This is a genomic window from Candidatus Bathyarchaeota archaeon, assembly GCA_026014735.1.
In the GTDB taxonomy this organism is placed as follows: domain Archaea; phylum Thermoproteota; class Bathyarchaeia; order Bathyarchaeales; family Bathycorpusculaceae; genus Bathycorpusculum.
Genome location: JAOZHT010000004.1, coordinates 36292 through 48695 on the forward strand (window position 1 = coordinate 36292; position 12404 = coordinate 48695).

Annotated in this window: 14 protein-coding genes and 3 pseudogenes; 1 reads left to right on the forward strand and 16 read right to left on the reverse strand. The window is 49.9% G+C overall.

The genetic code is table 11. The features are described 5' to 3' along the window. Nucleotides 1-31: 31 nt before the first annotated feature. The 4 genes from secY to NWE93_12700 all read right to left on the reverse strand — a co-directional run bounded on the left by secY (nucleotide 32) and on the right by NWE93_12700 (nucleotide 3195). Nucleotides 32-1465, reverse strand: a complete 1434-nt coding sequence (gene secY / locus NWE93_12685; GenBank protein ID MCW4001086.1) for a preprotein translocase subunit SecY — start codon at nucleotides 1463-1465, stop codon at nucleotides 32-34. Nucleotides 1466-1474: 9 nt separating this feature from the next. After that, nucleotides 1475-1897 carry a 50S ribosomal protein L15 gene (locus NWE93_12690; GenBank protein ID MCW4001087.1) on the reverse strand — a complete coding sequence of 141 codons (423 nt, stop codon included), beginning with the start codon at nucleotides 1895-1897 and terminating at the stop codon, nucleotides 1475-1477. Then, nucleotides 1887-2324, reverse strand: a complete 438-nt coding sequence (locus NWE93_12695) for an Hsp20/alpha crystallin family protein (protein ID MCW4001088.1) — start codon at nucleotides 2322-2324, stop codon at nucleotides 1887-1889. The genes NWE93_12690 and NWE93_12695 overlap by 11 nt, the downstream gene beginning before the upstream one ends. 565 nt (nucleotides 2325-2889) lie before the next feature. Continuing rightward, nucleotides 2890-3195: a DUF3892 domain-containing protein gene (locus NWE93_12700; protein MCW4001089.1), complete on the reverse strand. Its 306-nt coding sequence runs from the start codon at nucleotides 3193-3195 to the stop codon at nucleotides 2890-2892. Between the two features lie 194 nt (nucleotides 3196-3389). Here NWE93_12700 and NWE93_12705 point away from each other — a divergent pair, with 194 nt between their 5' ends. Beyond that, entirely contained in the window at nucleotides 3390-4028 is a 639-nt protein-coding gene (locus NWE93_12705) for a hypothetical protein (protein ID MCW4001090.1), read from the forward strand. A 334-nt stretch (nucleotides 4029-4362) separates the two neighbouring features. Here NWE93_12705 and NWE93_12710 read toward each other — a convergent pair whose 3' ends face one another. The 12 genes and pseudogenes from NWE93_12710 to rplX form a co-directional block, all read right to left on the reverse strand. Continuing rightward, nucleotides 4363-6012, reverse strand: a complete 1650-nt coding sequence (locus NWE93_12710; GenBank protein MCW4001091.1) for a hypothetical protein — start codon at nucleotides 6010-6012, stop codon at nucleotides 4363-4365. Nucleotides 6013-6203: 191 nt separating this feature from the next. Next, the gene (locus tag NWE93_12715) at nucleotides 6204-6692 is read right to left on the reverse strand and encodes a 50S ribosomal protein L30 (GenBank protein MCW4001092.1); all 489 of its coding nucleotides are present in this window, start codon (nucleotides 6690-6692) and stop codon (nucleotides 6204-6206) included. A gap of 2 nt (nucleotides 6693-6694) precedes the next feature. Continuing rightward, nucleotides 6695-7360, reverse strand: coding sequence for a 30S ribosomal protein S5 (locus NWE93_12720; GenBank protein MCW4001093.1), 666 nt, complete (start codon nucleotides 7358-7360; stop codon nucleotides 6695-6697). A 236-nt stretch (nucleotides 7361-7596) separates the two neighbouring features. After that, nucleotides 7597-8190, reverse strand: a pseudogene (locus tag NWE93_12725) (50S ribosomal protein L18). Nucleotide 8191: 1 nt separating this feature from the next. Then, nucleotides 8192-8647 (reverse strand): 50S ribosomal protein L19e, encoded by a 456-nt coding sequence (locus NWE93_12730; protein ID MCW4001094.1) that lies wholly within the window; start codon nucleotides 8645-8647, stop codon nucleotides 8192-8194. A gap of 272 nt (nucleotides 8648-8919) precedes the next feature. After that, a pseudogene (locus NWE93_12735) lies at nucleotides 8920-9312 on the reverse strand (50S ribosomal protein L32e). Beyond that, nucleotides 9312-9857 carry a 50S ribosomal protein L6 gene (locus tag NWE93_12740; protein MCW4001095.1) on the reverse strand — a complete coding sequence of 182 codons (546 nt, stop codon included), beginning with the start codon at nucleotides 9855-9857 and terminating at the stop codon, nucleotides 9312-9314. Before NWE93_12740 ends, NWE93_12735 begins: the two are co-directional and overlap by 1 nt. 12 nt (nucleotides 9858-9869) lie before the next feature. Next, the gene (locus NWE93_12745) at nucleotides 9870-10253 is read right to left on the reverse strand and encodes a 30S ribosomal protein S8 (GenBank protein MCW4001096.1); all 384 of its coding nucleotides are present in this window, start codon (nucleotides 10251-10253) and stop codon (nucleotides 9870-9872) included. Between the two features lie 15 nt (nucleotides 10254-10268). After that, nucleotides 10269-10433: a 30S ribosomal protein S14 gene (locus tag NWE93_12750; protein MCW4001097.1), complete on the reverse strand. Its 165-nt coding sequence runs from the start codon at nucleotides 10431-10433 to the stop codon at nucleotides 10269-10271. A gap of 15 nt (nucleotides 10434-10448) precedes the next feature. After that, complete coding sequence (locus tag NWE93_12755; protein MCW4001098.1) at nucleotides 10449-10991, reverse strand: 50S ribosomal protein L5; 543 nt, start codon at nucleotides 10989-10991, stop codon at nucleotides 10449-10451. Then, nucleotides 10984-11748 carry a 30S ribosomal protein S4e gene (locus tag NWE93_12760; GenBank protein ID MCW4001099.1) on the reverse strand — a complete coding sequence of 255 codons (765 nt, stop codon included), beginning with the start codon at nucleotides 11746-11748 and terminating at the stop codon, nucleotides 10984-10986. The genes NWE93_12755 and NWE93_12760 overlap by 8 nt, the downstream gene beginning before the upstream one ends. A 287-nt stretch (nucleotides 11749-12035) precedes the next feature. After that, a pseudogene (rplX, locus tag NWE93_12765) lies at nucleotides 12036-12404 on the reverse strand (50S ribosomal protein L24).

Sequence of the window (12404 nt, forward strand, 5' to 3'; positions counted from 1 at the left end):
AAGGGGAACCCGCGGCTTTGCGGGTCGAGGCTTAATCGCCCAGGATTCGTCTGAACGCTGGGAACATTTCTGCGGCGCGTTCACGCATCAGCAGCTCATAGTACTGGTATATGATGCCCACTGATAGCAGGATACCGGTGCCTGTACCGAAGGCGCCTAGGAAATCCGATAGCCCAGCTAAGAGACCGACGAATATGCCGCCCAGCACCGTCACGACGGGGATGTAGCGTTTAAGTATGGCTTCGATGGGACGTTCGCTGCGGCGGTAACCGGGGATCTGCATGCCGCTGTCCATGAGTTGCTTAGCGACTTTGCTGGGACCTAAGCCGCCGACTTCCAGCCAAATCAGGGAGAACACGGCACAGAAAGCCACGATGATTGCGAGGTATGCGGCTGCCTGCAACGGGTCAGCTAGGACACCTTGTATGTTACGCGGAGCCGTCACGTAGTAGGCTAAGCCGCCCACAGGTTGAACACTGACGCTGCCATCGGACCCGACGGTTTGGTTGTAGTCGCCGATTATTTGGAAAAAGAGATTGGTGCCTGGTGCGGGTGTTCCAAGTTGACTCCAAAGTAGCTGGCTGAAGAAGTAGACGTTGGCGAATAATGCGGAGGCGAAGATGACGGGTAGGTTGCTGACGTAGAGGAGTTTGATTGGGTAGCGGCTGCGGAAGCCTTTGTAGCCGGCGTAGCTCATGGGGAGCTCAACGCGGACACCCTGCAAGTAGATAACGATGAGGAACACAACGATGGTTGCGATTAACCCTATTAGGGAGGGGTAAACGCCGCCTGCGGTGCCAAACACCCATTCTAGCCCTGTTATGCCGCCGCCGAGTAGCTGTGATAGTGCACCGACGAATAAGCCGGTGGGCGGCGCGAACATAGACCAGAGTATGCTCTGGGCGACACCTGCCATGATGAAGAGACTGATACCGCTGCCTAGACCCCAGCCTTTCTGGACAAGTTCATCCATTAACATAACGATTATACCTGCGGCTAGGAGCTGCACGAAAATCACAATTATTACCCCGAATCCCAATTCGTCCAAAGTACCATACATGCCGCTGAGGATGTAGGCGCCGCCTTGAACTGCGGTGAGGATTATGCTGAAGACTTTGCTGGCTGAGGTGAATAGTCCTCGGTCTTCAGGGTTTGATAAATCGCATTTTATGATGCCGGAGCCTGCGAGAAGCTGGAGAATTAAGCCTGCCGTGACGATGGGGCCGATGCCAAGCTCCATCAGTGTGCCCTGGTTTGAGGCGAAGATAACGCGGAGTTGACCGAATCTGTCTGAGGCGGTTGAACTTACGCCGTAGAGTGGAATCTCGGTCATCACTAGGAAGACGACTAGGACAAGGGCGGTCCAGAAGATTTTTTCGTTAAAGCTAACTTTGCGTGCGGGCTTTTTGATTTCAGGTAAAACTCTGCCTACAGGCTTGAATAGGCTGAGGAATCTTCCGGCCATTTAGCAGCTTTACTCCTCGAAGGCTTCTGCTTCTGCTTCTGGGAGAACCAGCTTGCCGCCGGCATCCTCGATTTTCTGCTGGGCAGATTTAGAGGCTGCAGCAACCTGCACGGTTAAGGCTCTGGTTATTTTGCCTGTGCCGAGCAGTTTAGTGTAACCGAGTTCGGTTAAGTTGATTTCGGCGCCTTTTGCCAACTGGTCGAGTTTCTGCAGGTTAATGGTGCTTTCATATCGGTTTATGCTCTGCGGAGAAGTGAATCCGTGTTTCCCAAAGTACCCTGGGTCAATGTTTTGGATTTTGCTCCAGAGGTGCTTGTGGCGTCCAACTCTGCGGTTGCCTTTGCTACCTGAATCTCGGTGTTGCCCGATTCTTCCGTAACCTTGTGTTCGTGAACCTCGGAATTTCCTGATTTTTCTAAGTTTATGGGGCATGGTGATCGGCTTTTCCTATAGCTGTTGATTCAGCTTTTTTTAGCTTGATTTCTAGCACGCCGTTCTTGAACTTGGTGTGCGTTTCGTCTGGAATCACTACCTTCGGTAAATTTAAACTTTTATAATAACGGCGTTCTTTTGATTTGGCGGAGAGGGTAATTTTCTGGTCTTTCACGTTAATTTTAAGCGAATCTCTGCTAAAGCCCGCTATCTCAGCGATTATCGTGATGTTATTGGTGTCTTGGAAGATGTCAATTAAGGGTTTTGGCTCTTGCCCCCTGCGTTTGGCGTAGCTGTTTTGCGGGCGGAGGCTCGGCGGCGTCGGAGCGGATTTTTGGCTTGTTCGCTGTTTTTTGGGTGGACTTAGCTCGTTTAGGTTTAGCCATTTTCGGTTCTTGTTGGTTCTTCGCCATTTTGCACTCATCATTTCCCCCTCCAATTAACTAACGGATTTCTCTGTGGGGATTATAAAATGTATCGCACATAAAGGGTGATAAAAACCCTGAAGAACAGGTTGCTGTTAGCTAGCGAAAAATGCTCAGCGGGGGAGTAGATAGCAGGAAACGGCTGCTTTTTTGTGACATAACGGCTTATTTGGTGGCTGCCCAAGCTTTATTTGGCTGTTTTCAGGTACAAGAAGCCGGAGTTTTCTCTCGGGCGGTTTTGCGTAAATTATAATAGGCATGGATATGCAGTGCTAGATGAGGGTGGAGCCAAGCTCGAAGCCTAAGCATTGATGGCTCAGGCCACAGGCAAAGCACGAGGACTGGTTTCAACTTACCGCAAATAGCATTGAGAACTTTGCTATCAACACCGAGGGAAAAAAAGGCTCCAAAACCTCTCCCTCCTTTTTCTGGCAGCACAACCACAAACCCCACTGTAAAGCTTGAAAGGTGATTTTTGATTGTTCAATTATTAAGGGGTTTCTTGTTACCCTAAAAACGGCATAAAGACTGCCATATACGTTAAGTGAAAGAAGGTAGCTCGGTTGCTTATATTTCTGGCACATCGTTGAAGTTGTCTGCGGCTTCGGGTTTCGCATCGGTGCGCAGAAACTCTTCCCCGTTTACTGTGACAACGCGGACATCTTCGCCTCGCCTCCACTTGCCCAGCATAGTCCGGAAAACCGTGGCGTAGCTGATGCCCTGTTTTATGTTGGCGATAACTTGCTCACGTGACTCAATGCTTGTTTCGCAGACTAGGCAACCGAAGTCGCTGTGGACTTCTACGCAACTGATTTTGGCGGAGCCAGTTATAGATTTGACTCCTGAAATGAGATAGTCTGCCCACTTCTGCATGCCATCACCTTTTGCACCAGAAATTTCATTGTACTATTTAACAGTTATTGCATCGGTCTTTGACATTTAAGTAGCCACCTTATGAGCAGGGTGAACAAGAATGCAAACGCGGCTTGAAAAACCGATTTTTGATATTCTTTGGGAAACATTTATTTGCGGAAAGTTGGGGTTATTAGGTTGGAAGGGAGAATATCATGAGGGGAAAACAAATTGCCCTAGTAACAATGATAATTGTAGGCATAGCGCTTCTTTTTTACAGCCTCTACATCGGAGTTATGATCGGCGCAGACTGGTACGGTAAAGACGCCACTTTTCAATGGCACATGAACAACTACATCGTTATGGATGCTCAATACGCATACAGCATCTTTGGACTCGCCACCATGGCCATAGGGGGGTTAGCAACCGGATTAGCGATGGCTGCCTTCTTTAACTTCACCAAAACCAAAAAACACATCCTCATACTGCTAACGCTCTTCTTCGTAGCCATAGCCACCTCGGGTTTGGGCTTCAACACGCTTGATTTCATGCTGGGATGCTTCTACTGGACCAACATGGCTTACCCCGCGCCTATCCAAGTGCTACTCTTCTCGGTGGATGTGTGGAACTTCTACTTCTTCTTCTTCGTGGTTCCACTTTGGGCAAGCGGGTTCTTGATGGGTATAGCGACAACCTACTTCGCCTTCGTGCACCGACACAGACACGCCGCGGCGGCATATGCAGCACAGGGGAACCTGGCGGACACGCTAAAGACGCAGGATTACGTTGTGGAATCCAAGGTTTTCTGCAGAACCCGCAGAAGCACAGAGCAAACCTTCACAAACACCAACTAACCCTTTTTTCCTCAGAAACATCTAGCCCGAGAACGCCGGCTTTCTTCATTTCTTGTGAATAGGCGAGTCATAATTGTGGAGGAAGTCACCGCCAGCCATACCCGTCATTTCCGGGCAAATCAGTAGATTAATGGTGTTCTGCTTGTGGCGGATTGCACAACCAATCTGCAATGCGCCTTAAAACCCGTTTCCAAAATGCATTGTTTTCTGCAAATCACTGGTTGTTGTTGTGTAAAGAGGGGCACCCACCACAACAACTATACAAAAACAGGTTAAAGCAGAAAAATGTGCTCACTAGAATAAGAGGGGGAGGGAGGTACTTCCAGGCGGGACGCTATGCCTTCAGTTTCTCGTCAACAAGCCGCTCAAACTCAGCTTCGTTCTCAACCTTAAATATCCTCTTAGGCTTCTGCCTGCCCATCGCGCGACCCTCCTTGAGACGCCGCTTTACCTCGCGGTCTATAACGCCGTAAGCCTCCGGGCGCGTAATGGCAACTTCGATGAGTTCCTTATGGAGAACGCCGTGTCCATTAACCGATGTGCTGTCAAGCAGGAACTGTCGACCAGTATCAACCGCATAGAACTCGACGAAGGTTTTGGTAAGCGACGACAGGATTTCCCCCTTAAATTCGGGCTCGTTTTGGACGGGGGCTTCGGGGATTACCAGAAAGATGAATCTGCCGGGGGATCCCTTGACATGATAGAGTTCCCACCAGCGTATGTTGCTGATTTTGAAGAGGGCGTCATTTATCTGTCTGGAGTAGACTTTAAAGCCAAAGAAGTTACCGGATTGGTCTCCGGAATCGAAGTCGACGGCGTCAGTGGCTCTTCCAAGAGACATTATAGCCGGCAACGTAACAGTTAGCGATGCTGTTTCTAGCTTGACGGTGAAGGTGTAGGCGGGATCCATGACTTCAATCATGTCACCTGTGGGGTACCGTATCAGGGGAAGACATTCGTTGGGACGGGTTAATATTAGCTCGCCACGCAAGCCCTTTTTCCATTCATACCAGGGTGTTGTTTTGGGTATGTAGGTTGGGTCCTGTTTGGCTTTGATGACTTCTTCGGGGTTAGCAATCTCGGGAATAGAGTAACGCAGAAAGAAGCTGAGCCAATCATGCTCGGTGGAAACCTGGATTGCCTGAACCCACTGCTCGGTTGCGCCGAACACGTCATGCATCTCCATAAGCGGATAAGCTTTATGGATTTTAGGCAGATACGGCGCGAGCGCTTCAGCGTGGGAAAAGCCCAGCCTCGTCTTAGACAGGGTTTCTGCAAGGTTGGAATAGTCGATGCCCCGCATTAGATACTTGCAGATTAACCATGACAACCCCGGAACCTTAACCTTATCCTTCACTATCTTCTGCACTATCTTCTCGAATTCGCCGGGGTGATGCGCTATCTTGTGGATAACAAGGTAAAGCCATGTGACACCAACCGTAACATCGATACGTTCAAGCTTAGAGGCCTGCCTCAACGCTTTGATAACATCCATTTCGCTGGCCAAAGTAGAAATCAAACCGGTTAAACCATACTTTTTTAGGACAAGCCCAAAGAGGGTATCGCCGCCAGTGGAAGTGAAAACCCAGGGGCTATCCGTGATGCGTACGCCGCTAAGGTAGAGGAGCTCGAGAAAACCCTGCGCGATGACATCTAGGTCGCCTTCTCCGTAGTAAACTTTTTTCTGTTTGCCCGTGGAGCCAGAGGTGTACCAGAATATGGCGGGTTTTTTAAGAAGCACCTTCTCGGGGCCAATCCGATCGAAGAGGTCCTGAATCTGCTCATAGGAGGAGAGGGGAAGCTTGCTTAGCTGCGAGATGTCAGTGACATGTTCGATTGAAGCGTAGGCGGGTGAGCGGCTGGCGCTTGAGGTAATCTGGTCAAGCATTTCTGAGTGAAGCTGTTTTAGTTCACTGTACGATAAAGTGAAGTCCCGCAGAATCGACGCTTCAACCTCATCTACTAAAGCTTGGTTTAGGGGCATACGTGTAAAACCCAAAGTGTGATGCAATAGATTCCATATGAAAGTATTAATAGATATGGCAAACCGGCGCCTGAAACATCCACCTAACCATCATGCACCCGTAAGCAACAAGACTATACGCTGACGATAAAACCAGTTTACACAAAGCAAACTAAAAACAAAAATCAAAAGGAAAAGAAAGGTTACGCAGATTAAATCATGCGTTTAACGAGATCGTTGATGGCTTCGCCGCGGTACCCAGCTTCGCCGCCTGCATTAAAGGCCTTCTTAGTTAAGCCCTTGTAGCCCTTTGATGGGGGATGCAGCTTAAAGCGGGGTTCGATGTCGGGTAGGCTCTTGTATGCAACCTTGCAAGATAGGAGGGCATCGGCGAGTTCCTCGATGGAGCCGTAGCCTGCCTTCTGCAGGTATTCAGCGGTGAGTTTTTTGGCGCCTGCGAGTCTGCCGCGTTTCTGCAGCATAGCTGTGATGGTTTCCTTGGAGACTTCGCCCCAGGTGACATAGTTGCTTGCGCGCTGCAGCATGCCTTTGTAGGCGGGTCTGCTGTCGATTATGACTGCGTGGTTAGTGTGTGTGAGCCTGAGCAGTTCGAGGGTTTCGCGGGTTTCCTTCATTGCGCTGACGGTTCCGCGGACTCGGACCACGACGAGGCATTTGCATTCTTCAGTTTTCTGTGACATGTTTACTTCACCCAATCTGTGGTTGTGATTAAGTTGTAGGTTTTGGTTAAGCCGTCAAAGATCGCGCGGGCATAGGAGGGCACTGTTCGGGTGGAGCCGTAGCTTCGCATCCAAAGGTCCTTCACGCCAGCAAGACCCAAAATGACCTTGGCGACTTCGCTGGAAACTAGACCTAAGCCTCTTGGACCAGGCACGATGACTACGCGGACGCCGCCACATTTGCCTTCCACTTCGAAGGGGACACTGTGGGGTTTACCGCAGCCGCATTCCCAACTGCCGCAGCCCCGTTTAACGGGAACGATGTTTAGGCGTGCGTTAGCTGCTGCTTTCTCGATGGCGTTGCGTACTTGACCGGCTTTGCCTTGGCCTAGGCCGATGTAGCCGTCTCTGTTGCCGACTGCGACGATGGCTTTGAAACGTGATTTTTCGCCGGCGTCAGTTTGCTTCTGAACCAAGTTGACGTTGATGACTTCTTCTTGCAGGTCAGGAATCAAAGAGTCCACGATTTGGGGCTCGCTGATTTTGATGCCTGAGAGGAAAAGGTCTTCGATAGTGGTGATTTTGCCTTCCTGAACCATTTTGCCCAGACGGGTCCTTGGAACCCACTGTTCTAGGCTAGCTTGGCGTCTTTCGCTGTCTCTACTTCTATCTCTTGGATTTCTGCTCATTCTTCTTTTCCACCCTTCTTAGCTGCCTTTTCTTTTGGTGCAGCTTTCTCTTTTGCCGGTTTCTCTTTGGCAGGTGCTTTCTCTTTAGCGGATGCTTTCTCGGCTTTTTCTGCAGCGGCCGCCTTTACAGGGGCTGCTTTTGCCTGCGGCTCAGCTTTAGCTTTTGCCTTAGGCGCTGCCTCCTTCTCTTTTGCGGCGGGTTTCTTGGGCGCTTCCTCTTCTTCTTCCTCTGCTACTTTAGCGCCCTTAAACGAGCCGACCATATCAGCTTTCACTTTGCTGAAGTGTTCAGGCAGTTTTTCGGGGGCTACACCCTTGGCTTTGTACTGGGAAAACAACTCGCTAGCTTCCTCAGATTCTGAGCTGAGGCTTTTAGCGTACTTAGCGATGTGATCGCCTTTGTTGCGTTCCTTAACCAGTTTTCCTTCGCCATGGGGAATCTCTATGCCAGCGTCGAGGACGCCGTTTAGGACAGCAAAGATTTTTGCGCCTTTAGTGGGAGTGATTAAGCCTATGTCGAGGATGGCTTGCTCAACGCCTGCTGCTTTGGCTTTCAATCCGCAGAGCAAACCGGTCAGGTAGGCTGCAGGGATGTTGCCGGTGGGAGCTTTCCAGCCGTATTTCTTGATGAGTTCGCGGCTGTTGGCTGCTGCCAGCACTTGGTCGCCGATGGGTTTTGCCATGATGATCTGTGCGGTGACGTTTTTGTTTGAGGTTCGGGTAACAAGCCGGGGTCTACCGGATATAACCATTGCCTTGCGTGCTTGATAATCTGTTTTTCCAGAGCGTCTGCGTCTTAACTGTACGCGGTAATTACTACTATTTGCCAACTTAACGTTTCCTCCATAGGTCATGTTCTTTGAGGTTGCGCTCTAACTCTGCGATAGAGTTGAATCTGCCGCTGCCAGCCATACGGTAGTACTGAGTATAGGTGGCTTCGGTGATGACGCGGCTTGCTTTCAGAGCCCGCAACTTGCGTCTCAACGAGCGGATTTTCAGCATCCAAGCGTCTTTCTGGGTGACTTTTGCGAAGCCTGCGCCTGTAACGCTGCCCATGCCGCTGCGTCTGCCAAGGCGTTTTTTGCCGCGGATGACTTTTGCTCTTGAGCGGCTTACGCCTTTCTGAGGCAGTGAAACGATGACTTTCTCGTGAATCAGTTTGCGTACTTCTTCACGTGTGATGGCGCCATCTACGTCGTCGATGCGGTCTGGGTCTATCCAAACGCGGTTCTGGCCGATTTTGAGAATCTGCGCAGCGAGGCGTCTTTGTCCACTTAGGTTAGTCATTACTTCTTCTTCTCCTTCTTTTTGGGTTCAGCTTTCTTTTCCTTCTCTTTCTTTTTAGCAGCAGCCTTTTTCTTCTTCGCTAGCTCCTTCTTCCGCTTTTCCCGCTCTTTCTCTTTTTCCTTAGCAGTCTTCTCTTCTACCTTAGCTTTCTTCTTGGGCTCAGCCTCAGTAGCCTCAGCGGTTTCTTCCTCGGTTTCTTCACCTTCAACCTCTTCCACTTCTGCGCCCTCTTCCGCTTCTTCCTCTGCCTCTTCTGCTTCGGCTTCAGCGGAGACTTTGATGTTGAGGATTTTAAGGTTTAGCTCCTTGGCTTTAGCGATGATTTCGGCGCGTTTGCGTTTGCCGACGGTGTGGGCGATGCGTACTGCGTCAGTTGCGGGGTTTATGGTTGCGAGGTCAGCGACGTTGTAAACTAGGACTTCGCGGTAGCCTGAAGGGTGTAGTCCTCGGGCGATTTTTGGTCCTTTGTAGCCAGTGCTTGGTCCCGGCGGCCAACCCTTGATTTTTCTGCGGATTTTGTTGTCGAGTCCGCGGGGTCTGCGCCAGTTTTCGCTGAAGCGGTCGAACCGCCAGCTTTCTGCCCGCACGAATTTGGGTTTCTTGTTTTTGGCGCGTGCCCTAACTTTGAGTGCTTTCTGTGAGGGGGAAACTTTCTTTTCTGCCATTATGCCATTCCTTCGTTTCTTTCATAGGTGTATATGCCGTCGAGGAAAACACGGGGGTCTTTTCGCCGGACCTTGGTTAATTGTTCGATGTTGGCGGCGGTTTGGCTGACGTCTTCAAGGTTTATGCCTTGGATTGTGATGTCTTCAGGATCGATTTTGACTTTGACGTCGCCTACGATTTTGATTTTGCGTGCTCTGCGTTCACCGGTGAAGTTTTCGATGAGGATGGATTTGCCCTGTTGCTTGACGGATATGGGGAAGTGAGAGAAGACTATCTTGAGTTTGTAGGAGTAGCCTTTAGTTACGCCGGTTATCATGTTTTTGATGTGTGACTCGATGGTTCCTACCAACGCGGCTTCTTTTTTGCGTGGCCACTTTGCCCATATTCGGACGTTTTTGCCTTCGCCCTCTATAGCTACGGTAGCATAGGAGAAGTCGCGGGTCAGGTTGCCTTTAGCGCCTTTGACAGTGACTACTTTGCCGTTTAAACTTACATCTACGTCTTGGGGAACTTCGATGGTTCGGGTTACTTCTGGAAGCCGCATAAGTTTTCACTCCTAATACACGAAGGCTAAGAGCCTTCCTCCAATATTGCGTTCTTCTGCATCCTTGTGGGCGATAACACCCTGCGATGTTGAAACAACCATGACGCCGACGTCGCGGGAGGGAAGGAACTTCTTTTCCCAGTCCTCGTACTCGGTGGATTTCACGGCAAAGCGGGGTTTAACGGGGCCGCATTTGTTGATTCTGCCGAGGAGTTGAACTTTGAATTTTCCCTGGCGGCCGTCATCGATGAATTCGAATTCGCCTATGTAACCGTTGAGCTGCATGATGCGTAGGACGCGTCCCAAAAGTTTAGAGGCGGGGCTAATGATGCATTCGCGTTTGTTGCGTGTTTCGTTGTTTATGATGGTGATCAGACCATTTGTTAAAGTGTCCATTTTCTTCTTTAGCTCCTACTCATATTTTTTGAAACCTAATTTTGGTGCAGCTTCTCTAAAACAATGCCTACACAGATATAAATCGTAACGTCGGATAACTGGACCATACGAGCCACATCTTACACATGGACGTGAACCTTTGCCGTATTTTCGTGTTTTCTTAACTTGCGTTTTTCCCATACATTCCACTCAGCCTTAGACGATTTCGACTCCTATCGTTTGTTTTATGAAGAGAATTGACTCTTCAGGTGTAAGCACATGTTTTGGCCCCAGCGGCTTGCTTTGGCGCTTGCGGATCTTGATTCGTTGACCGGGGCGGTTAACTGTAACGCAGATGTCCATACCGAAGATGCCGATTTCAGGGTCATATTTGACGCCCGGGATTTCGATGTGTTCTTTGAGGCCGAAGCTAAAGTTTCCGCGGACATCGAAGGCTCGCCTTGCAAGCTTGTTGTCGACGACGGGGAAGATTTTCTTCAGAAAAGCCACGGCTTCTTCGTGACGCAGCGTAACCATGACTGCGATGGATTCGCCTTCGCGTATGCCGAAGTCACGGATGGATTTTTTGGCTTTGCGCTTGACGGGGTTGTGTCCGGTGATTTCCTCAAGGACCTTGTTGGCTTTCTCAAGGGGTTCACCTGATTTGCCCACGTTAAGGTTAACCACGACTTTCTCGATGCGGGGCTTACGCATCGGATGTTCATTCCAGCCCTGAATGATTGCTTCGTCCTCAGACAACGTTGAATGCCTCCAAAGTGTTAATCATAGGGGCGGTTTCGCCGATGGAGAAGACAAAGTCCAGGATTGTTTGGTAACGAGCGCCCTGCGAGTCCTCGATGACGACGAGGGCTTGGCGCCGTTTTTTCGCTTCGGTTTTTTCGATTTCGATGATTTTGCCTTGTTTGCCGATGTTTTTGCCGCCTGTGATGATGGCTATGTTGCCCTCTTTGGTTTTAAGTGTCTGGGTGACTGTTTTGTCGGGGAAGGTGATTTTGAGGATGTCGAAGGATTCGTATGGAACTTCAACTGGGTTTTTTGGGTCTGCGACTCTTATGAGTATGTTTGAGCCGTCGTGTAATGCAACTTGAACGCCGTTGCTGACGGCGGTTTTGTCGTCCACACGGACCAGTTTGACGCTGGCTTCTTCTTTGCTGATCGGAGCCAGAATCAATCCTTTGTGTGAGGGCATGACACGGTAGTATTTGCCCATTTCCGGCATAGAGATAACGTCCATTAAGCCGACTGGGGAATCGTCTTGTTTGCGGATTTTTCCGTCGACTAGAACTTTGCCCTGTGATAGTATGAGTTTGCCTTCTTTGCGTGTTTGAGCAACACCTAGCATATCCCGGAGAACCAAAGTCATAGGTAAACATTCTTGAAGTGAATGTGAACCCGAAGAGGGCTTCACTACCCATGCTTTCTCTTTCCGATGAATCTGCCAGAATGCTGGCGCTGGCTTACGTTTCAGCCGTGCAGTTTTTCCTTTTCTACCCAAATTTATTCTCCTCCTTCTTCTTCAGAGGCTTTCTTTTTAGCGCGCGGTTTAGCTGCGGCTTTCTTTTCCTCTGTTACTTTTACAGGTGCCTTTTTCGCTGCGGTTTTCTTAGCCGGTGCCTTCTTGGCTGCTGGCTTTGCCTCTTTTACAGGTTCAGGCGCTGCTGCTTCGACTTCTTCTGCTGCTACTTCTGGTGCTGCTTCTTCAGTGACTGGCTCTTCTTTAGCTTTAGCGGGTGCCTTCTCGGTTTTCTTTGCTTTGGCTTTCGGCTCCTTCTTTTCGGGGGCAGCTTTGCGTGGCAGAATGGTTTCTTTGCGGTATTTATCGTCGAGGTTAAGGGTGCGTATCTGTACCTTTGAGGGGTGGACAGCTAGAAAGATGTTTGTGCCATCTACTTTTTCGCGGGTTAACCCTTCCATGTAGATGCGGTAAGCTTTAAGGTCGATGCGTGAAACTTTGCCTTCAAAGCCCTTGTTGTCGCCGCGGAGAATACGTACTGTGTCGCCTTTGCGGACAGGCAGGGTTTTTGCGCCTTTTGAGGCGGCAAGCTCGCTGGATAGGGGAGCAGCCATCTGCTTGTGGCGTATGTGGGCGGGGGCGTTGAAGTGCCGTTTTCTTTGTTTACGCGGATTTTTTACTCTGTTAGTTTGTTGCAT